Genomic DNA, 24666 nt, shown 5'->3' on the forward strand with positions numbered 1-24666 from the left:
CTTTTTAAACGTTTGGGTGATTGAAGGGTTTCGAACCCTCGACCCTCAGAACCACAATCTGATGCTCTAACCAACTGAGCTACAACCACCGTGTTTCAACGGTTACCCCGTTTTTCGGAGTGCAAATATAAGAGAATCTTTTTCTACTAAAGAAATTTTTTTTGATGTTTTTTCAGATAATATTTTTCTGTTGGAAGAAAGGAGATTTTTGAGCAGTTTTTGCGCAAAAATTATGGCGCGATGTTTTACGCAGGATGTAAAAACAAAAAAGGCTTCCTTTTACAGAAGCCTTTTTAAACGTTTGGGTGATTGAAGGGTTTCGAACCCTCGACCCTCAGAACCACAATCTGATGCTCTAACCAACTGAGCTACAACCACCGTATTTCCGTTGTTGGGAGTGCAAAGATAAGCGAAACTATTTTTAAATTCCAAATACTTTGAATAAAAAATTTTCAGCCTATTACACATGTAGATAATTTTTCAAGTAAAAAGCTGCATCAGCCGGAGATGATGGAGGGACTTGTATAAGCAGGGCTGTGACTGATCAATTTCCTTTGCTGGCTTGTGTTTACTGCGTTGTGCACTGTGAATTATACCCGGGCAGGTATGATATCAAAAAACAGCTATTTATACACGCTTATCAACAGCTATAACCGCTGCTCCCTTTATGCCCCGGGCTTTTTGTTGCTTCAAAAAATATCGTATCTTTGCGCACTTTCCCATTCCATTCCCATTTATATAAGTTGTTGGTAATCAACTGTGTGTTGTTTTTCAAAGCATCCGCGCGCCCGTGTTTTTGGCCTGTTTAGGCTGGATATGTTAACCAGCGCGAAAATTTTTTTTAAAATTACGATGCGCTATCAAGGATTTAAAGTAAGTATTTAATATTTAATTGTATATACATTATGGATCAGCTTAAACTGAAGTTGCAGGAGTACTATCAGCGTTACCAGCAAATGGATCAACGGGTGAAGCCTGGAAAGGAGGAGCCTGGTTTTGAGGACGTGCTGGACATGGAAAACGATATTCTTTCACAATTTGGATTGCCTGCATCACGGCGCTTTGTGCAAATACTGCATGATTTTGTGCATCATGGGCACGTAAGTGATCAATTGGTGGATTATGTGAGCAAGAAACTGCGTGCGGCAGCACGTAAGTACCTTTTGGCACCGGTTATGTCAGATATTGATCTTTTAGAAAGTGGACGCGACCAAAAACGCAGTCCATATGACGTGTTACCTGAATTGGGATACCCGGCACAGGAATACGCCTTATTTCTCATTGGAGAACTCTTCTATCGCCGTAATATGGATGCCGGCGATATCCTGGATGAATTGAAAAAAATGCAGCATTTCGACAGCTGGAATGACCTGATGCTGCTAAGTAAAATACATAATCATACTACGCATKAACTCTATGCTAAACTGAAAAAGCAGGAGCTGCGTTTTATTGATGAATTCATACAATTCACCCGTCGCCAAGAACCTTCCCGCCTCGTGAACAAGCGCGCTACGCCACTGGAAGAAGGGTATACGCCCAACTATAAAACCATTACCAAAGTACAGGTAGAAGATATCATCTTTGATGAACAAACGACGCCCAGTTTATTTGGTAAGATAAAAAGCGGCAGAGGCTATGCCCGCATCACCATCAGCCTGGAGTTTTCAGAACTGAACCAGATCCTGATGAGCAGCGATGAACTAGGCGTGACCATCAGCAACCACATTAAAAAACGGTTGGCTAATCCCGCTGCTGAAAAACCAACGGTGATAGATATACGCGCAGAATTTGGAGACGTGTTAAAACTCGACAATTGCTACCTCGAAGTGTATAAACCACAGCACAGAGAAGGCAAGAAGTGGGTAGAAGATAAGGATAACTTCTACTTTGTAGATAAAATTCTTACTAAAAAGGAATTCGAAAAACGCTCCAAAGAAGCAGAAGTAAAAACTAAAATAACGGAATGCCTTGAGCTCATTGGTGGTTCTTATGTATACTATCAGCGCTTGCGCCGCTTAGGTATCACTGACGAGGAAGCCAAGCTGCGGGCAGGTTTGCAGGACGAACTGTTGTTTAAGTTGTCCTACTTCCTGAATAAAGTAAAAGAATAATGTTAAGGTGAGATGAGCAGCATAGCTCATCTCACTTTTTTTATAGTAATCCTAACCCAAGCGTAATTACACTGACCCCCAACATCACTACTCCCACATACAGGATACCAATCCATTGATTGGGTTGTGTGCGGCCACTGCCTGCTGCCGCAGCAAAAAATCCTCCGCTGATAAATATAGTACCTAAAGGAATGCCTATTCTTACTCCCCACAACAGGGTGGCGCCTAACATGGCTTCATCTGCCAGCAGCTGRCAAACCAGCGATAATATCACCAATACGCCGGCATGCGCATGTCCTGCACGGAACATGGATCGCTGGAAAGGCGTGAGTGGCAGCTGTTTCATTTTACCACTAAGGATTTTTAACAGGAAATACCCCCCAAATTCAATGGTAGGAATAGTAATGAGAATAGCACCGCACATTAATTTGGCTGCAGGAGTCATAACGGTTGTATTTGGTAAAGCCAAAAGTAAATGCTTCCCCTGCCATATACCCTAACAAATGTTAGTTTATTCCTTTTGCCGGAATTTTTTATGTTTGAGGAAAAAAGAAAGATGGAAGAACTCACACTTGGCGTTGGCTCCAGGGTACAACATGCGCACTATGGTCCCGGCGTAATTGTGGCGGTAAAATACGCCCAGTACCGTGTTACTTTTATGGACCATGGCATTAAGATGATCGATAAAACAGATCCGCTTTTTGAGGTGCTGGTAGCTGAAAATACCACCCCTGAAGTGGAAACGGCTTCAGAGGTGGAAACATCGTTGCTGAAAATTCTGCGTTTATGGGGAGGCATTGCCGAAGTAGTGCCATTGGGTGATCGCTGGAAAGGTGGTAATCTCATCCTTCAGCCCGGCGATCCAACGCTGAAAGCCAAAGAACTGCCGATTGATACCTTCTTCCATAAAATAGTCATGCTACGGGATCGCCTTCGTGTACTGGAGCAAAACATCAACAGTCACAAAGTACTCACCGACGAAGAGAAGGTAAATATGCAGCAATACATTACCCGCATTTATGGTTCCCTCACTACTTTCAACGTGTTGTTCAGAGATAAGGAACATTGGTTTACCGGAGAGAAGAGCGGTAACGATTAATTGGCGTCTACATGGTAGATCTGCTCCAGCTCCCATCTGTAGGGCTCTAACATGTGATGCCTGAAAATGTTTTTGCCATCAAACGGAAAATTCTCATCGTACCCTTTTACCGGGTATAGAATAACAGGCGTACCTGCCGGCGTATAATTGTGACTGGTCACAAAATCCGGGCGCTGATACTCCGGCAGTATCTTTTTTACACGGGTATAGGCAAACTTGCCTAAGATCCGCTGCATACGCCTGGCGGCCCGTTTGGCCGGACGATCCAGCCGGCCGTACATATAATTGAGTACCCAGCGGATGGCCCATTTCTGGTCCTTCATAGATGCTTTAATGTTAGAGAAAGGATTCACCGTCGTGAAGTCCCGCGTAGTTTGCAGGGAAAATGGTGTTTCCGGTACCCAGTCGCGTGTATTCACCACACGTAGTCCCCAGCCATCTCTGGTAATATAATCGTAGTCGTAAGCATAGTTCAGGTTACCCGGCTTCGGGGCTGCGCTGGCGTAGGTTTTAAACACGATGTCTTTGGGCAATCCATCCGTATAGGCAAAATAGGAACGCATCAGAAAAGAGATGGCGCCGCCCTGGCTATGACCAAAGATGATAAATTCGTGTATGCCTTGCTGATAGTACTCTTTTATTTTACGGATCATATCCGGTCCCATGGCTGCTACGGCCAACATCCAGCCGGCGTGTACATAGGCTTTGGGATCTTCTGCTACTTTATAAGGAACGGAAGTACTGTCGTTGAGTTTCACCGTACCCTGCGCAGGAATCATGCCCGCATAAAAGTTTTCCAGCCACGAAGTGCTGCTGCCTACTGTGCCCCGGATCACTATAATCCCCACACCATCTTTTCGTTTCCACAAATCCCAGCGATTCACCAGCCCCGATTCGGGGGAACGGTATACCAGTTCACAATCGCGGGGAGGACTGCTTTTTACTTTCGTCCAGGGAGTATCAGCCAATCGGTCCACCATTTTCAATAGTTCCGCATATTCAGATGGGTTAAAATGAGGTTGGAGGTGTTGGGCAAAAGTTAGATTTCTCCCGAAAAATAAAAATAGAAAACAAACCAGTGAAAGGCGGTAGATCATGGAAATTTATGAATTACTAATCGTGAACAATAGGCGAACTACTAATAAAAGCGCATCTCTTTAAGATAAAATAAAACAATTCGCGCTGTTTCATTGTTGTAAATGCGTTTAACTTTCAAGCCTAAATTACTTTAAATATGGCAAAGAGAATTGAGCACGATTTCCTCGGTGAAAAAGAAATACCACACGACGTCTATTACGGTATTCAAACCCTGCGTGCAATTGAGAATTTTCATATTACGGGCATTCCCCTGAAGGTAGAACCCATTTTCGTACAGGCGTTAGGCTATGTAAAGAAAGGCGCTGCGATGGCCAATCGCGACCTTGGTGTACTGGATAAAAATATTGCGGAATATATTATTAAAGCCAGCGATCGCGTGATTGCCGGCGAATTTGATGACCAGTTCCTCAGTGACCTGATACAGGGCGGGGCCGGTACTTCCGTGAATATGAATGCCAATGAAGTGATCGCTAATGTGGCCCTTGAAATGATGGGCAAAGAAAAGGGGCAATATGAATTCTGTCACCCTAACAACCATGTAAACTGCTCCCAGTCTACCAACGATGCGTATCCTACTGCTTTTCGTATAGCCCTCATCAATAAGCTCACCGGATATAAAGTTACCCTCAGCCAGCTGGCAGATGCCTTCGCAGCCAAGGGCKAAGAGTTTAAGAACGTGCTGAAAATGGGACGTACCCAATTGCAGGACGCTGTTCCGATGAGCATGGGGGATGAATTCAAAGCCTTCGCTACCAATATCAATGAAGAGTTGGCACGTGTGGAAGAAAGCAAACGCCTGATCTCTGAAATTAATATGGGCGCTACCGCTATTGGTACGGGCGTAAATGCACCGAAAGGATATGCGGAACTGGTGACTAAACACCTGGCCACTATTACGGGGCTGGACCTCATACTGGCAGGCGATCTGATTGAAGCTACGTATGATACCGGTGCTTATGTGCAATTATCAGGTGTGCTGAAACGCACAGCTGTAAAGATTTCCAAGATCTGTAATGACCTCCGGTTATTATCTTCCGGCCCACGTACAGGCTTAAACGAAATTAACCTGCCACCTATGCAGCCGGGATCTTCTATCATGCCTGGTAAAGTAAATCCGGTGATCCCGGAAGTAGTGAATCAAACGGCATTTTATGTAATTGGCGCTGATTTGATGGTAACCATGGCCGCAGAAGCGGGACAGTTGCAACTCAATGTAATGGAGCCTACCATTGCGTTTGCATTGTTTACTGCCATCACTTATATGAATAATGCATGTCAAACGTTGAAAGATAAATGTGTGGTGGGTATCACGGCCAATGCGGACCGTACCAAAGAAATGGTGATGCAGAGCATTGGTATTGTGACGCAGCTGAATCCTATTATCGGTTACGAAAAATGTTCTGCCATTGCAAGGGAAGCGCTGGCAACGGGTAAGTCGGTGCACGACCTGGCAGTAAAAGAAAAGAAGTGGGTAACACAAGAGAAATGGGATGAGATTTTCACTTTCGACAATCTGATCAGACCCCAATTCATACAATAAAGTACGAAGGCAGCCGCCCGGTGATGCCGGCTGGCTGCCTGTTTTATTTTCCCTGTCAGAGCCGGTTGGCAGAGGAGAAAAAGCTAATCATCAGATATACACGCTTCATATGATCTGGTTACAATTTGCAATTTTGTTGGCGGCTATCCTGGTAGGCGCGCGTATGAAAGGCATTGGCCTGGGAGTGATGGGTATGGTGGCATTGGCCATTTATATATTCCTGTTCCGGATGCGGCCCGCTGACCCGCCCATTGATGTGATGCTGATTATCCTGGCGGTAGTAACTACTGCGGCTACTTTGCAGGCAGCCGGTGGAATGGATTACCTGGTACGACTGGCCGAAAAAATATTGCGTAGCAAACCTTCGCTGATTGTATTGCTGGGACCATTGGTCACGTATATGTTTACGTTGTTTGCAGGCACTGCGCATATTACGTATTCACTGTTACCCATTATTTCAGAAGTATCTACCAAAAAAAGAATCCGTCCGGAGAGAGCGCTTAGTATTTCTGTAATTTCTTCTCATCTGGCGATTACCGCCAGTCCTATATCTGCCGCTACTGCGGCGTTGCTGACTATACTCAGCGGCAAAGTAGAGCTGTTGGAAATTCTTAAAGTATGTATCCCGGCTACGCTGGCAGGTACATTGGCAGGTGTGGCGGTTTGCTGGAAGAAAGGGAAGGAGCTGGACAAAGATCCGCTGTTCCTGGAAAAAATGAAGGACCCCGAATTTGCAGCAAGTATTAATGCAGATCAGGCATCTGCAGAAGCGCCATTGCTGCCGGGCGCAAAATTATCGGTGTTGATTTTTGGACTGGCCGTGTTGTTGATTGTATTGGTGGGTGCTTTCCCTGCGATGTTGCCTTCCTTTGGCCCTGGTGTCAGCAACCTGGCGGTAGATGGCGTGGGCAATGTTAAGATGGCTGCTGTGATAGAACTGGTGATGCTGGCTGCTGCTGCGGCGATTATGCTGCTGTGTAAAACGTCTGCCGCATCTGTTGCCAAGGCCAGTTTGTTTAACTCCGGCGCGCAGGCTGTGGTGTCAATTTTTGGCGTGGTGTGGATGAGCGCTACGTTCATGCAAACGAATACGGCCGTGATAGAACATACCTTGGGAGACATGGTTCGTTCTGCTCCCTGGACTTTCGCGATTGCTTTATTTCTCCTGAGCATCCTGCTCTTTAGCCAGGCCGCTACTACCAAGGCGTTGATGCCGTTGGGATTGTCGCTTGGCATTATTCCTCCTCACCTGGTAGCCATGTTTCCGGCGGTGAATGGCGATTTCGTTTTACCAGGCTATCCTACATTGCTGGCGGCGATTAACTTTGACCGCACCGGCAGTACACATATAGGCAAATTTCTCGTGAACCATAGTTTTATGATACCTGGTATTGTGAGCGTAGCGGTTTCTGTCGCGGTGGGCTTCCTCCTGGCGGGAATATTGTGGTAGCGCTACATACCGGCTAGTTACTTCCGAAATCTATTGATTATGCATATCCGTAAATGGTGGATGGCATGCATACTATTGTATGCTGTCACTGCATCCGCGCAGCAGCAGGAAGCCAAAAATGATACCCTGCATACCCCGTTGATCCCCGTCAGCAAGCAGTCTTTACTCAATAATGTAGATGTGCTGGCTAATATGCGTGTTGCATTCCGCAATGATTTTCAAAATGGGACGTATACTGGTTCCCGTTTCGTGAATGAACAGTTCCGGTTGGAAATCAAAGGTAAGGTATCGGATAAGTTGTATTTCCGATTCCGTGATCGCTACACCCGTGACCCTGCCACCCAATCGGTCGATAACCTCAGCAGATCCACCGACCTGGCATATGTACGTTTTGATCCGAGCGAGAAATGGAAGATATACGCCGGTAAGTTATGCGCCGACTGGGGCGGTTATGAGTTTGATTTAAACCCCATCGATATTTATGAATACTCTGATATCATTGAGTATGCCGATAACTTCCTGACAGGCGCCGGGCTGGGCTTTCTGCCGGATAAAAACAATGAATTTACTTTCCAGATTTTAAATAGCCGCACCAAAACATTCAAAGAATTATATGATACCATCCCCGGTATCAACGAAAGTAAATTCCCATTTGCCGCCGTAATTAACTGGCGGGGTAATTTGTTTGATGGCAAGTTCAGTACGATCTGGTCTTACAGCATCTTTAAAGAAGCTACCCATCAATACATGAATTATTTTGCTTTTGGTAACCAGTTGTCCCTGCACAATTTCCGGCTGCAATATGATTTTAAATTAAGCCTGGAGAACCTGGATCGTAAATTATTGGTGAGCAGCTTTACACCTGATAAAAAGGCTGTACAGGGAGTGAGGTATATGAGTCATTGGCTGAGTGCTGATATTAAACTGAGCCGCATTGTGCACCTGGCCTTAACCGGGATGGTGGATTTTGCTTATTGGGATGGTAATCCTGATCCTGCTAAAGATAAGAAACTGCGTACTGCCTGGGGATATATACCGGGGGTAGAAGTATATCCGTTTAAAACAGTCAACTTAAAAGTATACGCTAATATGATCGGCCGGGTATACCGTTATAGCGACTACGCACAAACGAAATTTGGTATGGTGAACAATGATAACTTCCGTTTCTCTGTTGGGATCGTAACACCGTTATTGATTTTGTAACAGCGGATATTTTTGATTAAAAAATTAGGGAAGATGAATGCGGATATTCGCTTTCATCTTCCCTGATTTTTTATAATCTATTATCAGAATAATTCTGAAAAAGGCTAAAATCCGCTTTTATAATTCCTGTTCCAGTCTGCCTACACTACCATCATCTCCAATGCCTTCTACTACTAAACGGAAACGTTTAGTGAAGTCGTTGTTGTAGAACTGTATTCTCGCGGTGTGCGTGAGGGTATCTACTGCCACATTTGGATTCCAGTAGAGGGTCAGGCGTTTATCAGGTAATGCATGTACTTCTTTCTTGACGGAGTAATCCGGAGAATAGAATTGTTTTACGATGGTATAACCTGCTTTTTTATAGAGTTTGAAACCGCGGATACTCGGATCGTTTTTAGGGGCGTTATCACCGCCTTTCTTAGTGTATACCGCGATAGCGCCGTTAGCGCCGCCAAAGCCACCCATAAACGGAGGACGGAATACTTTAACGAGGGCGATGTCCTGCATAGAGAGGGTACTCAGCATGCTTACATCTGTTTGCATTTCATTCAGGTATAAGCCTGGTTTACCACCCCGCCAGGAGAGCGAAGGATTATTGTAGTCGCCGGTAATCTGGAGGCCGGCTACTTTTGATTGCAGGTATTGGAATACGTTGAGTGCAATCGGATTTTCCTTGGTGAGGTCAAAGGTGTAGCCATCGCCGCCGGAGAACATACCGGAAGTATAGCGTTTCTCGGTGGTTTCTTCTGGTTTTACTTTGGCTGCGTTTACGTTTACCTCTTTCAGGTATACCATTTTATTGTTGATAGAACGGTTTACCTTATTGCCTTCTGAAGCGCTGGTGAGGAATTGTTTCAATGCATTATTATCTACTGCTGGTGGAATGCGCAGCGGATAAGGTATCTTAATTTGTGTAGGCCGTTCGAAGAAGTGATTATCGAACTTCACGTTGACGTCTACACCTTTTTTCACGAGGTCGTTGCCCTGGTAGTAAATGTAGGCGGTATCCGGGAATACCATGTTGGCTATTTCGAATTCTCCTTTTTCGTTGATGGGAGCAGAAGCAAACATAGAGGAGCTGTCTATCGGCAGGCGGATGATCATATCCAGTTTACCGGTAGGCATGGGGCGGCCATTCAGCATGGTAGCCTGTCCTTTCATGAGCAGTCCTTGTTCATAGGGGAACCTGATTTCCGGGAATTCGTTGTTCTCAATTTTTTTCCAGTCGAAGCGTGTCCAGCCATGGGTCATCATCACGAGGTCGAGGCCACGGATGGTAGAATCGGCTTCGTTACGGAAATACCAGGAAGGGTTGTATATGTAGCCTTTCAGATCGGAGGTGAGTAAGAAAGTAGAGATGATGTTATTGGAATTTTTATCTACTGGTACCGCATCAGCGTCTGTGATAGACATCGATATGTTGGTGGTCATAGAATCCGGCAGGCGTATTTCGATGGCATTTTTGGCTCTGGGCTCTTTGTGGGTGTCGGCATCCAGTACATCCATTTGGAGGAAGTCATTTTTGCGGACAAAGGAGAGTCTTTCAGAAAGTGGCAAGCCGGATTTGGCGAAAAGGGTAATATGTAAGATGCCGGAGGGCAGGTGGTCAGCCGGGATAAAGCCACTGATCCGACCTTCGCCGATATCCAGGTTGGCTTTATATACCAGTTGAGAACCCATCTGGGCAATGATAACGAGGTCATTAAAGGCGGTATCGCTTACGCTGGCGGGAACGGCCTGGTAGAAGATGCGGGTGCCTTTATTGAATACTTTCAGGGAAACGCCGGTGGTAACTGGTGCGGGGAGGGCAAAGGTTTTGGTTTGTCCTTTCGCATTTTTTATCGTTGCCTGGAAAATATCCTGTCCGTTGGTGGGAGTGATATCGAAGGTACCCATCCCATCGTGAACAGATTTGAGGGCAATGGGATTGCCGCCTTTGGCATCTTTCACGGTACCGGTGATCTCAGTKGGGTAGCCGTTGTTATCGATGGCTTTGAACGCTACGATGTTAGGCTGACCGGCGATGAGGTTACCCCCTTCCGGGAAAAACTGTACGGCAAAGTCGGGCGTGGTAACGCTATCGGCTGGTGCGGCTGTTTTTTGGGAAGGATCAAATATTTGTATGGTTCTGCTGTAGCTGAAAGCGGGATCGAAGTTGAGCATCCATGCGGTATAAGCACGGAGCTGATATACGCCGGGTTTCTGTGTTTCGGGCAGGTCGAAGTTGCCCGGAGAACCTGCATTACCCGCTGCGAACAGTTTCTTTTGTACTACGTTATTATTCTTATCCAGCAACTCTACATAAAGGTTGGTAGCGGTGGTGGAAGGCATTCCCTGCAGGGTGATATAGCCTTTAAACCAGATGGTTTCACCGGCAGCATAGTAGTCCTTATCAAGGTGGAGATATACTTTTTCGGCTGGGTAACGGGTGCCGAATGTTTGTAATGCCTTTACTATGTGATCAGACCAATCGTTGGGCGAAGGTAGTATAGCCAGTGCACTCATTGCGCCGGTCAACAGAACGGCAGGGATCATCCATTTCAGGTGTCGCTTTTTCTTCAGGTGCGGTTGCATGCAATATATTTTGAGCCAGTATAATATATGTAAAAATATAAACTTCGGAAGATTAATCGGTAATTAATCGCAGGTTTGTTATTATTGCGTGTTCAAGCCATGGTTTTAACAAGATTTTAATGAGTTCAGAACAGAAACGTTTAGTGGTGGCAGGCGGTGGAGCTGCCGGATTTTTTTGTGCGGTAAATGCAGCCAGACTATGCCCGCAGCTGGAAGTAGTGCTGCTGGAGAAAACAGGCAAGCTACTATCGAAAGTGAAGGTAAGTGGAGGCGGCAGGTGTAATGTGACCCACAACGCACCGGATATTACGTACATGGCTAAACGTTATCCGAGGGGACAAAATTTTGTCAAAAAATCATTTTCCCGCTTTTTTGTGACGGATACCGTCAACTGGTTTGCGGAAAGAGGAGTGAAATTGAAGGCAGAAGATGATGGCCGCATGTTTCCCGTAACAGACAGTTCCCAGACCATTATAGACTGCCTGCTGCGTGAGGCAGATAAATACCGCCTTAGCATCCGTACCAATACAGAAGTGACTTCCTTTAAGAAAGATGCTGGTGGCCGTTGGCAGCTACAACTGCAAAATGGCAATACCCTCACAGCGGACTACCTTTGTATTGCCGCAGGTGGCTACGCGCAGGCGGATAAATTTGCCTGGCTGGTGCAAAGCGGCCATAGCGTAGTGCCTCCGGCGCCTTCGCTGTTTACGTTTAATATGCCAGGGAATCCTATCACCAGCCTGATGGGCGTGGCACATACCGCCCATGTTAAAATAGCCGGTACCAAACTACAGGAGCAAGGTCCTTTGCTGATCACCCACTGGGGAATGAGCGGGCCGGCAGTACTCCGGCTCTCCGCCTGGGGCGCCCGCGAGCTGCAGCAACTGCAATATACTTTTACAGCCATCGTAAACTGGTTGCCGGATTATAATGAAAACAGTTTGCGGGAAGACTGGCAGCACCTGCGTTTTGAGTTAGGCAAACAGAAACTGCATCATAAAAATCCCTTTGGGTTACCACAACGGCTATGGCAGTTTTTGCTGCAGCAGGTGGGAATCCCTGAAGATCTGCGCTGGGCCGACCTCCCGGCAAAAGATCAAAACCGGTTGATGAAATTACTGGTGAGCATGGAATTTCCGGTAAAGGGCAAAACGACTTTCAAAGAGGAGTTTGTGACCTGTGGCGGTATTACCCTCAGTGAAATTGATCCCGCTACCATGGAAAGCAAGCTGGTACCCAACTTATATTTCGCCGGAGAGGTGATGGATGTAGACGGGATTACCGGTGGCTTCAACTTTCAGCACGCATGGACCAGCGGTTTTGTAGCCGCGAATGCTATTGCTGGTAGGCAGAAAGCATAAAGCGGAAAGCAAAAAGCTATTGTTGCGAATGATTAGAGCGTATAAATATCCGCATTGGTCATTCGCAACAATAGCTTTTTGCTTTCCGCTTTATGCTTTTTGCTACAGTTTCAAATAGTGTACTCCCGGTGTATACTCCTTTTCCAACGCTACCAGCAGGTTTTTAAAATCGTCCGGCTGACGGATAAAATCCACTTTAGTAGTATCTACCATGAGCGTACGTATAGGATGCTGCTTGATGTACTGCATGTAGGTATCGTGTACACTCATCAGGTATTCATCCGGTATCTGTTGTTCGTACGTGCGATTGCGGTGTTTGATATTTTCCTGCAGCTTGGTAACTGGTGCATTCAGGAAAATCAGTAAATCGGGTTGTACCAGTTGTGGATTAATGATATCGAATAACTTTTGGTACAGGGCATATTCTTCTTCCGGCAGATTCACTTTGGCAAACAGCAGGCTTTTGATAAAGAGGTAATCGGAGATGATGATATCGCTGAAAAGATCCTTTGATTGCAGCATTTCCTTGAGTTGCTTGTAACGTTCCGCCATGAAAAACAGTTCCAGCGGGAAGGCGTATTGCTGGGGGCGTTCGTAGAACAGTGGCAGAAAAGGATTGTCTGCAAATTCTTCCAGGATTAGTTTGGCGGAGAAATGAGCAGAGAGCATATTGGCTAAAGTTGTTTTGCCAGCGCCGATGTTTCCTTCTACCGTAATAAATTTATAGTGCATGAATATGTTGTTTAGTGTGTAGGCTTACCAGTTCTTTAGGGAAGCTGGTAGCGGGTTACCGGTAATGTATCCGGGCAGATATCAGCCAATTCCTGTACTGTTTTGTGTAGCACAGGATGTACGTAGTCTGGCACAATTTCGTTTAAAGGTACCAGTACAAATTGTCGCAGTTGCATTTGTGGATGCGGAATCTTTAATTCCGGCAGCGACAGGATACTATCGTTAAAAAAGATCAGGTCGATGTCGATGACCCTGGAACCCCATTTCTCCTGACGAATCCGGCCAATCTTCCTTTCTATTTCCAATAGTGTATGCAGTAACGTTAGTGCATCCATAGTGGTGCGAATGGCTACTGCCTGATTCAGGTAATCAGGTTGGTCCACGGCTCCCCAGGGAGCGGTCTGGTATAAGGAGGAGGTGTTTACGACCTCACCGGCTGTTTCGTTGATCAATTGTACCGCCTTTTCCAGGTTCCCGGTACGATCGCCCAAATTGCCACCTATAAGTAATATTGCTGTATTCATGTATATTTCGAATCCCAAAAGTAGCCATATTCCTTATTTTTGAAAAAATGTATCTTTCCACTTCAGTTTCATCTTAACAAAAAAGTATGCGTTTCTTCAAAGTTTTTCTGGCCGCCCTGCTTGCATTCATTGTATTTGCAGGTATATGCGTCATCGTTTTGCTGGTGATGTTAGGCAAGGCCTTAGCCCCCAATGAGATTACCATTAGCCCCAATTCGGTACTGGTGCTGGAAACCGGTCAATCCTACAAGGAACAAACTGTCAGCAATCCGCTGGGCACCTTCCTGCAGGATGAAGAAGGAGAGACGCCAGGTTTGTTTCAGGCAGTACGATTAATCGAAAATGCCTCCCATGACGATAATATTAAAGGCATTTATCTGAAAGTAAATGGTAACCCCAGCGGTTTTGCCACTACTGAAGAGTTGCGTAACGCGTTACTGCGCTTCCGCAAATCCGGCAAGTTTGTATATGCCTATGGCGAAGTAATTGGCCAGGGTGCCTACTATCTGGTGTCTGCAGCAGATAAAGTGTATCTGAATCCCAAAGGAGGCCTGGATTTCACCGGTTTCTCCACACAAATGCCTTTTGTAAAAGGTACGCTGGAAAAGCTGGAAATAAAACCAGAGATTTTCTATTGTGGTAAATTTAAAAGTGCCACAGAGCCGCTACGCGAAACGCAGATGACAGATGCTAACCGTATTCAGACCAGCCAGTTCCTGGGTGAGTTATACGGCCATTTCCTGACAGGTATCGGCACTGCGCGTAATATAGACACGGCGGCTTTACATGGCTACGCCAACGAAAACATGATTCAGGAACCCAACGACGCCCTGAAATATAAGCTGGTAGACGGCTTGAAGTATGATGATGAAATTACCGCAGAATTGAAAAGCAAAACCGCTACCAAAGCAGATGATGCCATCAATTTTGTGTCTCTCGGAAAATATAACGTAGCGGCCGACTTGCCGATCAGCACCGCCGACGGAAAAATTGCCCTGATTTATGCAGAAGGTGATATCGTGGATGGGGAATCTGACCGAGGCACCAACATTGCCAGTGCCGACTATATCAGTGAAATCCGCAAGGTAAGAGAAGATAAAAGTGTAAAAGCCATCGTGTTCCGTGTGAACTCCGGTGGAGGTAGTGCCCTGGCATCTGAAGTGATCTGGCGGGAGCTGTCGCTGGCGAAGAAAGTAAAACCCGTGGTAGTATCTATGGGCGATTACGCTGCTTCCGGTGGTTATTATATTTCCTGTATGGCAGATAGTATTTTCGCAGAACCTAATACCTTAACGGGTTCTATCGGTGTATTTGGGGTGATGTTTAATATGCAGGACTTCTTTAAAAATAAGCTGGGGGTAACGTTCGATGGCGTAAAAACCGCGCAGTACGCCGATCTGGGCAGTGTTGGTCGTCCGTTGACAGAAGGCGAAAAGCGCTTTATCCAGAATGGGGTGGACAGCACCTATGCTTCTTTCAAGTCGCGCGTAGTAGCCGGCAGAAAGCTGGATGCTGCTGTGGTAGACAGCATCGCACAAGGACGTGTATGGAGCGGTCTGGAAGCAAAAGAACTGGGCCTGGTAGACCGTATTGGTGGCGTAAAAGAAGCCCTGGCTTGTGCCGCACATCTGGCCAAATTATCTGATTATCGTTTGAGGGAATATCCGGAAGCCAAAAAGAACAAAATTGGCCGGTTCCTGAGAGGATTGGGCGCGGAAACCCGCACTGATATGGTTAAGAAAGAATTAGGTACTAATTACGAATTATACCAGGAGCTGAAAGAAGTACAGCAAATGCATGGCCGGATACAGGCCAGGATGCTGCCATTTAAGTATAGCTTCTAAAAAGAGCAGAAAGCGGAAAGCTTAAAGCAAAAAGCTATTGTAGCAAGTGACCAACGCGCATGAATATTCGCAAAGATCACTTGCTACAATAGCTTTTTGCTTTAAGCTTTTCGCTTTCTGCTTTCTATCCTATGCTTTCTCCTTTTTTATTGTAGTTTTGCCTGCAACTTTAGAAAAAGGATGAAAGGAGCTAAGTACAATCAGTTGAGGGCCATGTTGGCTATTACGAAAGGAAGTTTAAGGGGTATATTCCGCAGTCCTTCCGCCGTGGTGTTTAGTTTGGGGTTCCCGCTGGTATTTATCCTGGTGTTTGGGTTTATTGGGGGGAGTTCCGTTTCTGTAAAAGTGGGGATCGATCGCCAGACCGATATTAAAACGGGCTTTTACCAGACCCTGGAGCACGTTTCTACGCTCAAACTGGTAACCACCCAGCCAGCGGCCGAAATGGAGGACGATTTGAAGAAGGGAAGACTGGTCGCCATTTTGAATATAGTGCCGGTTCCTGGCACAGATTCCATCCCACATTACGAAATCAACATCCGTACTTCTACCGCTTCCGATGCCGGCAAGAAGATGATCCTGATGGGAATATTGAAGAGTGTGACCACCCAACTGGATGATGTAAGTTATAAACGTCCTTCTGTGGCTGTTTTCAAGCAAACAGAGATCCCCGGACGTGAATTTAAGACCATTGATTTTATTTTACCGGGACAGCTGGGCTTTGCGCTCATGAGTGCGGCCGTATTTGGCACTGCTTTCCTGTTTTATAATATGCGTCAAACGCTGGTTCTCAAGCGTTTCTTCGCTACCCCKATCAAACGCACGTACATTGTACTGGCAGAGGCGTTGAGCCGGATGATTTTCCAGCTGATCAGCTCTGTCGTGATTATTGCGCTGGGACATTTTGCGTTTGGCTTTACGCTGGTGCATGGTTTCGCTACATTCCTGGAAATGCTGGTGCTGTCTGTATTCGGGCTGCTGGTATTTATGGGCTTTGGCTTTGTGGTGAGTAGTTTGGCGAAGAACGAAAGCACCATTCCGCCGTTGGCCAATATCGTTACCCTGCCGCAATTCCTGCTGGCGGGTACCTTTTTCCCGATTGATTCTTTCCCGGGCTGGTTGCAGCCTATCTGTAAAATAATGCCGCTCACTTACCTGATTGATGCGTTACGTAAAGTGGCCTTTGAAGGTCAGCATTTGTGGCATGTGGGCTGGGATATTGCTATTTTGACTTTATGGGGCGTTGTCGTGTATGCGGTAGCCGTGAAAGTATTCAAATGGGAGTAGCCTGATTTTATTTAGCTTTGTGCTATCTAAAATCCAGTCAGATGCAAGCCTTTTTCATTATTCTGGGTGCATTTATTGTCCTTGTGCTGGGGCTTTTCATTTTCAGTTTCTTCCTGTCACCCACCGTTAAAGTGGAGCGTTCCCTGGTAATGCCGGCGGCAGTTGGGGTGATTTTTCCGTTGGTGAACGTAGTCCGAAACTGGGAGTTATGGTCGCCCTGGAAAGAGCTGGACCCTGCTACCCGGATTACGTATGGTGAGAAAGAGAGCGGGGTAGGTGCGGGATATAGCTGGGAGAGCAATAACCGCAATGTAGGCCGGGGACATATGTCGGTCACGGAATCGAGAGAAGACCAATACATTGCGACCGATAATGATTTTATGGCCATGGGCATTGCCAAAGGCTATTTCCGCTTTGATGCCGTTCCCAATGGCACCCTGGTTACCTGGGGAATGGTGTGTAATACCGGGCAGCATCCGTTACGAAAGGTGATGGGGCTGATGATGGATAAGTGGATCGGGAAAGATTTTGAAAAAGGATTGGAGAATATAAAGCGGTTGTCATCCGCTCAATCATAAGCATGCCGGAGCATGCATTCGTTAGCTGTAATTTCTGTTTATGCGTTTTATTAAGATGTTGCTGCTCAGTGTGGTTATTCTGGGTAGTATGATTTTTTTGTTGTCGTTGTTATTTCCTTCCACGGGTGTAGTGGAGCGTACCGGCGTGATCCGGGCGCCTATTAGCGTGGTATATGCGCATGTGGGTGACCTGAAAGCCTGGGAATCCTGGAACCCCTGGACCAGACCTGATACCACCGCCAACCTGGTATTTTCTTCCCCCTCTGCGGGTACTGGTGCCTGGTATAGCTGGGATGGTAAACAGAGCAGCGGCAAAGTGACGATCCTGGATAGTGACTCCACCAAAGGTGTACATTACCTGCTGGACATTAAAAATGCCCGCCCGGTAAATGGGGGTATAGAGCTGAAACCTACTGCCGATGGCACAGGTACTGCAATATTCTGGCATATGGAAATTAAATTGGGGATGTTGCCCTGGTGGAAATTAAGAGGTTTTGTGACCGACCGGATTTATGGTCCCTCCATGGAAAGTGGGTTGACGAAGCTCAGCGATATCTGTGAGAAGAAATAATATGGAGTTATTTTACCATTGGTCCCAATGTTTTGTTTGCAACGGATTTAAAGGGTTAATTTAAAGGATAAAGCTTTCTTGAAAAATTCTTCTTATTTCTGAAAAAACTAACAAAATGAAACATTTCTTTTTGGCAACCTTATTTTTGGCCGTTACCAGCCTCGTTTTTGCACAGGAAAAACCGCGTAAAAGCCCTCACGTTACAACAGAAGCCAACGGAATTAAAGTTGTTTACGGACAACCTTCTAAAAATGGCCGTGTAATTTTTGGTACCCTGGAGCCATTTGGTAAGGTATGGCGTACTGGCGCTGATGAAGCTACCTTAATCACTTTTAGCAAGGATGTAGTTTTTGGTGGTAAGCCAGTAAAAGCGGGTACTTACACCCTGTTCTCTATTCCAGATCCTAAAACCTGGACTGTGATCCTCAATGGTAAGCTGGGACAGTGGGGTGCGTATGATTATGAAAAAAATAAAGGAGAAGATGTGGTAGCTGTGAAAGTAAAGCGCGAAGCCCTGTCTAAGCCTGCTGAAAAACTCACCTTCACATTGCCGGGCAATGCCGTGGTGTTTGAGTGGGATGATACTAAAGTTGCTGTACCGGTAAAATAATGTACTGGTAAACGTATTTAAAAAGGGCCGCAACTACTTCGTTGCGGCCCTTTTTGTTTGTATTAAAGTGTGGGTATCAGTTCGCGGATGCTGCTATATACCTGGTCCAGTTGTTCGTTGGTAATACAGTAGGGAGGCAGTATATATAACGTATTGCCTAATGGACGCAGCATAATTCTTTTTTCCCGGAAGAAGCGGTGCAGGTGATCCGCCAGCACATTCGTGTAACCATCAGCGTTAGTAGTGATGATTTCAAACGCAAGAATGGTACCGAGTAGTCGCGGATGTTTGATCACAGGTATTTGTTGCAGTTCCTTCAGGAAGGCTGCATGTTTTTCGTGTATGCGTTCCCGGTTGGCCGCGCAGGCGGGATCTGTAAAGAGGTCCAGGCTGGCCAGTGCAGCAGTACAGGCTAATGGATTCGCGGTAAAGGAATGGCCGTGGAATAAAGTTTTTAGTTTGTCGTTGGAAAGAAAGGCTTCATATACTGCCGCCGTGCTGGTAGTAACGCCCAGCGCCATGCTGCCGCCGGTGAGTCCTTTGGACAAACAAATCATATCCGGTTGTGTATGTACATATTCCATGGCGAAGTTCTTGCCGGTTCTGCCAAAGCCGGTCATTACTTCATCCGCAATGAGCAGTATTTGCTGTGCAGCACAGTATTGCAGCAGTTGTTCAAAAGCGGGCGCCTCGTACATGATCATGCCCCCGGAACCTTGTAGCAATGGCTCAAAAACAAATGCCGCTATATCTTCCGGTTGTAGCGTGGCAATAGTATTAATAATTGGGGAGATGTTATCCGCGGTGGGGACATCAATGAAATGAACATCAAACAAAAGGTCGTCGAACACGCGGGTGAACACACTTCTACCGCTCACACTCATGGCGCCAAAGGTATCGCCGTGGTAGGCGTTTTTGAATGCCAGTATTTTCCGTTTGCGGACGCCTTTATTATCCCAGTATTGTATCGCCATTTTCAGTGCTACTTCGATGGCGGTAGATCCGTTGTCGGAGTAGAAAACGCGGCGTTGATTATCCGGCAGTATTTTAAGCAGACGTTCTGCGAGGTTTACGGCCGGCGGATGTGTATATCCGGCAAAGATGCAGTGTTCCAGTTGCAGCGCCTGGGCGGCCAGCTGCTGTGCAATATGCGGATGTGCATGACCGTGTATATTCACCCACCAGCTGGAAGTAGCATCGAGGTAAGCATTGTTTTGTTCATCAAAAAGGAGAGCGCCCTGTCCGCGTACAATGCCGATGGGGGCAGGCGCGGTCTGCATTTGTGTATATGGATGCCAGATCACGTCGAGGTCGCGGGCCGACAAAGAAGAATTTTGCATATTGTTGGCTTTTGTGCAGGCGCGAAGGTACTACAAAAGACATCAATGCGGTGGCGATTATGCTTTGCTGTATTGTGCCAGCATCTGCAGCAGATCTTCTGCCGCATAAGGCTTTGGCAACATATCTTTCACCTGTAGTAGTGCAAGACGTTCTTTTACTTCCGGCATTACATCGGCGGTGAGTACAATAATGAATGCATGCGGTTGCAGGTGCTGGATATGCGGAATGGTAGCATAGCCATTCATTTCCGGCATATGCAGATCGAGGACCACGCCATCAAAAGATTGTTCCTGCATTTTTTCCAGTGCCTGCCGGCCATTATTGGCGGTAACGATGGTAACACCGGAATTTTTCAGTTGCAGGCCAATGATGCGGATGTTGATGGCATTGTCTTCCACTACAAGAAGGTTCATCCCTTCGAGGAAGCCGGGGCCATGTGCCTGTTTTTGGCGGATCTGATTCGCCGCCGTTTCCGGCACGGGGAAGTCCACTTCAAAACGGAAGGACGTGCCTTCATTTTTTTTGCTTTCCAGTGTAATGTCGCTGTTGTGCAAGGTGACCAGTTTTTTAGTGATGGCGAGTCCCAACCCTGTGCCGCCATGGTGGCGGGTAGTAGCGGAATCTTCCTGTACAAAGGTTTCAAATATTTTGTCGTGCATTTCGGGAACGATGCCGATGCCGGTATCTTTTACCTGGAAAGAAATTCGGCAATTGTTGCTGGCCATCGCTTCCTGATGTACGGAAATGGTTACGCTACCTTCTTTGGTAAATTTGACAGCGTTGCTAAGCAGGTTATTGATGATCTGCGACAGTCGCACCGGATCGCCGGTAATCTGTGCTGGCAGCCTTTTATCAATATCGGTGTGTAACGCAATGCCTTTGGTTTTTGTTAGCGGCAAATAATTATTGGCAATGCCTTGTATCAGTGTAGCAGGATCGAAATGAATTTTTTCCAGCTCAATTTTTCCGGACTCCATTTTGCTGAAATCGAGGATGTCGTTGATGAGGCCCAACAGGTGGTTGGCGGAGAACTGCAAACTCGGAATGATATCCGCTCCTTCCGGTACGGTACTGCCTTCCAGGATATTGGAGATGCCAATGATTGCATTTAAGGGCGTGCGTATTTCATGGCTCATCACGGATAAAAATTCACTTCTGGCCTGTGCTGCTTTTTGTGCATTATCTCTGGCAGTGGTGAGCGCCAGTTCTGTATCTTTCTTATCGGTGATATCCATGATAATGCCGCGGAAATGGGTCAGCTGGCCGTTGCTGTTGTACACTGGTTTGCCTACAGAGCGTACCCATGTTTTTTTGCCTTTGGCCGAAATCTGCCTTATTTCCAGGTCAAAGGGAACCTGTTCGTTGATGAGGCGATCTCTGGCTGCATTGAACGTGGGCTGGTCATCAGGATGATAGAAACTGGTAGCGCCCTGCATCGTAATAGGATAGCCGGGAGGTACTTCTCTCAAAGCATATATTTCTTTGGTCCAGTACATTTCTCCGGTGACCACATTAAATTCCCAGCCTCCCATTTTTCCCATCTGCTGACAAATACCCAGCAGCTGGTTACTGCGTTTGAGTTCCGATTGCGCCTGCTGGTAGCCAAGGTGCTGTCGTTCTCTGGCAGAAATATTCCGGATCAGTATCAGTATGCGTTTAGGGCCGGGGCTGTTGATCAGCGTCATTTTTATTTCATACCAATGTTCGAGGTCCTGCCGGATATCGGGATAGATGTATTGTTGTGCTTCGTTTGTCCGGAGAATTTTATCAGCCAGGCGATTAAAGGCAATGGCATGGTGACCGAGTACTTCTGAAATGGTTTTGCCTATCACTTCTTCCCGTGGTCGGAACAGCAGGCTTTCCTGGCTACACCATACTTTGGTAAAGATTTTCTGGTCGTTCATCTCAAACACAATATCGTCCAGCGTCAACATCAACGCTTCCCATTCGGATTTCTGGGTAGCATGTTGTTGTTTCAGTTGCTGATAGTGGCCAACGGCTTGTGCATTCACATGTTGATACCCCAATACCTGCAGGAGTGGCTGCAGGAAATGAATGGTATCTTTCGTATAAACATTAGTGGAGCTGACGATCCCGATTACTGCCAGTGTTTCCTGTTGGAAGATGACCGGCAGGCCGATAAAAGTAGTAGTATTATTGATTTTGCTGATTTGTGGTTGCCTGGTATGCGCTACCACCAGCAGGGCAGCTATCACACTCCATTCGCTATTGGGCAAGGGATTGCAGGTGGCGAGTGGCTGCAGGCGGGTACCACCTTCCGGACTTTTGATAACTTCTCCTATAAAACCATGTGTGCCCTGCAATAGCAACAGTAGTGCTGGCAGCAGGCGTTCATATGCTTCGGACAGTTGATGACAGGCCGGAAAATCAACATGAGTGCGCCCAATGATGTCCAGTAGTTGCTGTTGTATGTTTGGTTCATGTCCTTGCGCACTGTTTTTCAGTTCCCCTTTGGTAGGATCATGACGGGAGGGATCTGTAAAAGTAGTAGCCAGCATGAATAATAAAGATTTTATTGTTTTGGTTGCTGCTTCAATAAGGTATAGCTGTCAACAAAAGACAGGGCTTTTACATCACTTGACTGCAACTTAAAATAGGCCAGATTATGAGCGCCGGTGGGTAGTAAACAATCTTAAGAATACCGGAAAAATAAATTTAGGGAATTAAGTGCAGAAATAAGCTGAAATTTTAGAATCTTTCGCGGTAATGCATTAAAAAAAAGGCCGGAGCATTTTATCGCTCCGGCCTTTTTTTATTTATTTTTTCATGCCCCCGTTTTTAAACAGGAAGTAGGCCGTTTGATAGTTGGCGATACTGTTTCTGAGCAGCGCGCTATCCATGGGCGCCGGGTGTTGTTCATTGCGGGCTTCATTCCAGTTGAAGCATTCTGCTTTTTGTTGTGGGCTGAGGATAAGCAGTTTGCCTGGTTCCAGGTAACCCAGTTTCTGGTAGGTGCTAATCATGGCGCGAGGCTGATACCCCGGTTCCAGCACGTTTTTACCATAGAGCTTGCTATTATAGTTCCAGTGCAGTAAGTTCAGCAGGGTAGGGTAAATATCGATCTGGGAGCACATGGCGTTGATTTCCCGTGGCGCCGCACCTGGCACGTTGTACACGATGCAGGGGATATGATATTTACTGATTTCAATTTCATTCTTACCGGCGCTGCTGGCGCAATGGTCGGCCACAAAAATGACTACTGTATTTTTAAACCAGGGTTTGGTGCTGATGTTTTTCAGGAACTCGCCGATGGCGTAGTCAGTGTATTTCACGGCGCCTTCGCGGCTGGTACCGGATGGGATATCAATTTTACCAGTGGGGTACGTGTAAGGGCGGTGATTGGAAGTAGTCATGATGAAGTCGTAGAACGGCTTCCCAGCGGCATATTTCGCGTCCGCGCTTTTGATGGCGGCGTTATAAATATCTTCATCGCACACACCCCAGGCATTTTCAAAATGCACATCGCTATCTGGTATGTTGGTACGGGTAGTGGTAATTTCATCGTGTACAAACTTATTGCGCAGGCGGTCGGTAATATCGTAGCCGTTGTTGCCAAAAAATTTGTTCATGTTATCGAAATATCCGTCGCCACCATAGAAGAAGGTGCTTTCGTAGCCTGCCTGTTCAAAGATTTGCCCGATAGAAAACAGGCCTTCGTTGTTTTTGCGGCGCACAATACTTTGTCCCGGTGTAGGTGGAACGGCCAGGGAAAGGGCTTCCATGCCTCTCACTGTACGGGTGCCGGTAGCATACATATTGGTAAACAGGATACCTTGTTTGGCGATGCTGTCGAGTACAGGCGTGATATGTTGTGTATTCCCGAAGCGTGTCATGAAGTCGGCGCTGAAGCTTTCAATGGTCACCATGATCACATTAGGTGTTACGTGTGCAGTGGTATCAGTAATGCTTCTGAGTATGCTATTGCCGTTTTCCACATAGCGGCTATCGGGCGATTGCAACAGGGTGCGCATACGTTCAAAGGCCCGGCTGTTATCTTCCTGTAAATAATATTTATCGTAAGCCAGTTCATTATTCAGGTAGGCCGATACAAATGAGTACACGCCTGCTTTGGAAAGCTCTTGCGCATAGCGGTTTTTGCTTTGCTCTGCCCAGGTATTGCTGATCAGAAAAGTATGCAGCAATAATAATCCGAGGAGCACTGCAAACGTACCGAGTCTTTTTCCGAAAGAGGTATTGGATTGAAAGCTCCGGCGGAAAGTACCACGACGGGCGAGGCCCCAGGTCAGCAGCAATGTAAACAACAATACGCCGCCTATCAGCAGGGGCAGCGGATAAGATTCGTTGATATTACTGATGACTTCATACGTGTAGATGAGGTAATCAACCGCAATAAAGTCAAAGCGACCAGCGTATTCTCCCCAGAAAGTGAATTCTGCAAAGAAGGAAAATACCAGGATCATCAGTGCCAGAAAGCTGCCGATATAAGTGAACAGCCGGTTGAATAAGGTATTATTCAGCCGCTGTGGTAATATCAGCAGATAAAAAGCGTAGGCGATGGTGAAGAACAATGCCACACCGATATCATATATCAAGCCTTTGCCATAAATAACGGGTACATCAGAAAAGTGGAKGCCGGATTGTGGGTAAATCCAGATCAGCAGCGCAGTTCTTACGAGGAAAGACAGTATAAGGAGCAAGGCGCCGAAGCCAAATAGAACGGCGTACCTGTTTTTTGCGAATTTCATCTTAATACAGAAAATT

At 46.4% G+C, this 24666-nt stretch carries 19 protein-coding genes and 2 tRNA genes; 11 read left to right on the top strand and 10 right to left on the bottom strand.

What is annotated here, in order from left to right:
- Positions 1 to 15: 15 nt before the first annotated feature.
- Positions 16 to 89, bottom strand: a tRNA-His gene (locus AC1DFM_RS33845).
- A gap of 215 nt (positions 90 to 304) precedes the next feature.
- Positions 305 to 378: transfer RNA gene (locus AC1DFM_RS33850), tRNA-His, on the bottom strand.
- A 527-nt stretch (positions 379 to 905) separates the two neighbouring features.
- Here AC1DFM_RS33850 and AC1DFM_RS33855 point away from each other — a divergent pair.
- The gene (locus tag AC1DFM_RS33855; protein WP_477081214.1) at positions 906 to 2111 is read left to right on the top strand and encodes a hypothetical protein; all 1206 of its coding nucleotides are present in this window, start codon (positions 906 to 908) and stop codon (positions 2109 to 2111) included.
- A 40-nt stretch (positions 2112 to 2151) separates the two neighbouring features.
- On the opposite strand, the gene AC1DFM_RS33860 is transcribed toward AC1DFM_RS33855, so the two are convergent.
- The gene (locus AC1DFM_RS33860; protein ID WP_477081215.1) at positions 2152 to 2556 is read right to left on the bottom strand and encodes a hypothetical protein; all 405 of its coding nucleotides are present in this window, start codon (positions 2554 to 2556) and stop codon (positions 2152 to 2154) included.
- 111 nt (positions 2557 to 2667) lie between these two features.
- Between AC1DFM_RS33860 and AC1DFM_RS33865 the strand changes: the two genes are divergently transcribed.
- A complete protein-coding gene (locus tag AC1DFM_RS33865; RefSeq protein ID WP_477081216.1) occupies positions 2668 to 3210 on the top strand; it encodes a hypothetical protein in 543 nt (180 codons plus the stop codon).
- Here the strand turns inward: AC1DFM_RS33865 and AC1DFM_RS33870 are convergent.
- Entirely contained in the window at positions 3207 to 4190 is a 984-nt protein-coding gene (locus tag AC1DFM_RS33870; protein ID WP_477081217.1) for a lipase family protein, read from the bottom strand. The genes AC1DFM_RS33865 and AC1DFM_RS33870 overlap by 4 nt on opposite strands.
- Before the next feature lie 254 nt (positions 4191 to 4444).
- On the opposite strand from AC1DFM_RS33870, the gene aspA reads away from it, so the two are divergent.
- The 3 genes from aspA to AC1DFM_RS33885 all read left to right on the top strand — a co-directional run bounded on the left by aspA (position 4445) and on the right by AC1DFM_RS33885 (position 8501).
- Positions 4445 to 5848: an aspartate ammonia-lyase gene (gene aspA / locus AC1DFM_RS33875; RefSeq protein ID WP_477081218.1), complete on the top strand. Its 1404-nt coding sequence runs from the start codon at positions 4445 to 4447 to the stop codon at positions 5846 to 5848.
- A 109-nt stretch (positions 5849 to 5957) separates the two neighbouring features.
- Entirely contained in the window at positions 5958 to 7298 is a 1341-nt protein-coding gene (locus AC1DFM_RS33880) for an anaerobic C4-dicarboxylate transporter family protein (protein WP_477081219.1), read from the top strand.
- A 39-nt stretch (positions 7299 to 7337) separates the two neighbouring features.
- Entirely contained in the window at positions 7338 to 8501 is a 1164-nt protein-coding gene (locus AC1DFM_RS33885; RefSeq protein WP_477081220.1) for a porin, read from the top strand.
- A 117-nt stretch (positions 8502 to 8618) separates the two neighbouring features.
- On the opposite strand, the gene AC1DFM_RS33890 is transcribed toward AC1DFM_RS33885, so the two are convergent.
- Positions 8619 to 11075, bottom strand: a complete 2457-nt coding sequence (locus AC1DFM_RS33890) for an MG2 domain-containing protein (protein ID WP_477081221.1) — start codon at positions 11073 to 11075, stop codon at positions 8619 to 8621.
- Between the two features lie 119 nt (positions 11076 to 11194).
- On the opposite strand from AC1DFM_RS33890, the gene AC1DFM_RS33895 reads away from it, so the two are divergent.
- Entirely contained in the window at positions 11195 to 12436 is a 1242-nt protein-coding gene (locus AC1DFM_RS33895) for a BaiN/RdsA family NAD(P)/FAD-dependent oxidoreductase (protein ID WP_477081222.1), read from the top strand.
- 102 nt (positions 12437 to 12538) lie between these two features.
- Here AC1DFM_RS33895 and AC1DFM_RS33900 read toward each other — a convergent pair whose 3' ends face one another.
- Both AC1DFM_RS33900 and folK read right to left on the bottom strand, forming a co-directional pair.
- On the bottom strand, positions 12539 to 13168 hold the full coding sequence (locus AC1DFM_RS33900; protein WP_477081223.1) for a deoxynucleoside kinase: 630 nt from the start codon (positions 13166 to 13168) through the stop codon (positions 12539 to 12541).
- A 35-nt stretch (positions 13169 to 13203) separates the two neighbouring features.
- The gene (gene folK / locus AC1DFM_RS33905) at positions 13204 to 13692 is read right to left on the bottom strand and encodes a 2-amino-4-hydroxy-6-hydroxymethyldihydropteridine diphosphokinase (RefSeq protein WP_477081224.1); all 489 of its coding nucleotides are present in this window, start codon (positions 13690 to 13692) and stop codon (positions 13204 to 13206) included.
- 86 nt (positions 13693 to 13778) lie between these two features.
- Between folK and sppA the strand changes: the two genes are divergently transcribed.
- The 5 genes from sppA to AC1DFM_RS33930 all read left to right on the top strand — a co-directional run bounded on the left by sppA (position 13779) and on the right by AC1DFM_RS33930 (position 18582).
- Positions 13779 to 15536: a signal peptide peptidase SppA gene (gene sppA / locus AC1DFM_RS33910; RefSeq protein ID WP_477081225.1), complete on the top strand. Its 1758-nt coding sequence runs from the start codon at positions 13779 to 13781 to the stop codon at positions 15534 to 15536.
- Between the two features lie 180 nt (positions 15537 to 15716).
- Complete coding sequence (locus tag AC1DFM_RS33915; RefSeq protein ID WP_477081226.1) at positions 15717 to 16823, top strand: ABC transporter permease; 1107 nt, start codon at positions 15717 to 15719, stop codon at positions 16821 to 16823.
- 41 nt (positions 16824 to 16864) lie between these two features.
- Entirely contained in the window at positions 16865 to 17401 is a 537-nt protein-coding gene (locus AC1DFM_RS33920) for an SRPBCC family protein (RefSeq protein WP_477081227.1), read from the top strand.
- 40 nt (positions 17402 to 17441) lie between these two features.
- A complete protein-coding gene (locus AC1DFM_RS33925; protein WP_477081228.1) occupies positions 17442 to 17972 on the top strand; it encodes an SRPBCC family protein in 531 nt (176 codons plus the stop codon).
- A 115-nt stretch (positions 17973 to 18087) separates the two neighbouring features.
- On the top strand, positions 18088 to 18582 hold the full coding sequence (locus AC1DFM_RS33930) for a DUF2911 domain-containing protein (RefSeq protein ID WP_477081229.1): 495 nt from the start codon (positions 18088 to 18090) through the stop codon (positions 18580 to 18582).
- A gap of 62 nt (positions 18583 to 18644) precedes the next feature.
- On the opposite strand, the gene bioA is transcribed toward AC1DFM_RS33930, so the two are convergent.
- The 3 genes from bioA to AC1DFM_RS33945 form a co-directional block, all read right to left on the bottom strand.
- Positions 18645 to 19922, bottom strand: coding sequence for an adenosylmethionine--8-amino-7-oxononanoate transaminase (bioA, locus tag AC1DFM_RS33935; RefSeq protein WP_477081230.1), 1278 nt, complete (start codon positions 19920 to 19922; stop codon positions 18645 to 18647).
- Between the two features lie 57 nt (positions 19923 to 19979).
- Positions 19980 to 22442 carry a hybrid sensor histidine kinase/response regulator gene (locus AC1DFM_RS33940; RefSeq protein ID WP_477081231.1) on the bottom strand — a complete coding sequence of 821 codons (2463 nt, stop codon included), beginning with the start codon at positions 22440 to 22442 and terminating at the stop codon, positions 19980 to 19982.
- Between the two features lie 258 nt (positions 22443 to 22700).
- A complete protein-coding gene (locus tag AC1DFM_RS33945) occupies positions 22701 to 24650 on the bottom strand; it encodes an LTA synthase family protein (protein ID WP_477081232.1) in 1950 nt (649 codons plus the stop codon).
- Between the last annotated feature and the right edge of the window lie 16 nt (positions 24651 to 24666).

Source organism: Chitinophaga sp. 05T412 (assembly GCF_056396465.1).

What these genes read in the sequence shown, in the direction of transcription:
- AC1DFM_RS33865 (WP_477081216.1), top strand. Translation starts at nt 2,668, where the DNA reads ATGGAAGAACTCACACTTGGCGTTGGCTCCAGGGTACAACATGCGCAC.
- AC1DFM_RS33870 (WP_477081217.1), bottom strand. Translation starts at nt 4,190, where the DNA reads ATGGTGGACCGATTGGCTGATACTCCCTGGACGAAAGTAAAAAGCAGT.
- AC1DFM_RS33880 (WP_477081219.1), top strand. Translation starts at nt 5,958, where the DNA reads ATGATCTGGTTACAATTTGCAATTTTGTTGGCGGCTATCCTGGTAGGC.
- AC1DFM_RS33885 (WP_477081220.1), top strand. Translation starts at nt 7,338, where the DNA reads ATGCATATCCGTAAATGGTGGATGGCATGCATACTATTGTATGCTGTC.
- AC1DFM_RS33895 (WP_477081222.1), top strand. Translation starts at nt 11,195, where the DNA reads ATGAGTTCAGAACAGAAACGTTTAGTGGTGGCAGGCGGTGGAGCTGCC.
- AC1DFM_RS33900 (WP_477081223.1), bottom strand. Translation starts at nt 13,168, where the DNA reads ATGCACTATAAATTTATTACGGTAGAAGGAAACATCGGCGCTGGCAAA.
- folK (WP_477081224.1), bottom strand. Translation starts at nt 13,692, where the DNA reads ATGAATACAGCAATATTACTTATAGGTGGCAATTTGGGCGATCGTACC.
- sppA (WP_477081225.1), top strand. Translation starts at nt 13,779, where the DNA reads ATGCGTTTCTTCAAAGTTTTTCTGGCCGCCCTGCTTGCATTCATTGTA.
- AC1DFM_RS33920 (WP_477081227.1), top strand. Translation starts at nt 16,865, where the DNA reads ATGCAAGCCTTTTTCATTATTCTGGGTGCATTTATTGTCCTTGTGCTG.
- AC1DFM_RS33925 (WP_477081228.1), top strand. Translation starts at nt 17,442, where the DNA reads ATGCGTTTTATTAAGATGTTGCTGCTCAGTGTGGTTATTCTGGGTAGT.
- AC1DFM_RS33930 (WP_477081229.1), top strand. Translation starts at nt 18,088, where the DNA reads ATGAAACATTTCTTTTTGGCAACCTTATTTTTGGCCGTTACCAGCCTC.
- bioA (WP_477081230.1), bottom strand. Translation starts at nt 19,922, where the DNA reads ATGCAAAATTCTTCTTTGTCGGCCCGCGACCTCGACGTGATCTGGCAT.
- AC1DFM_RS33940 (WP_477081231.1), bottom strand. Translation starts at nt 22,442, where the DNA reads ATGCTGGCTACTACTTTTACAGATCCCTCCCGTCATGATCCTACCAAA.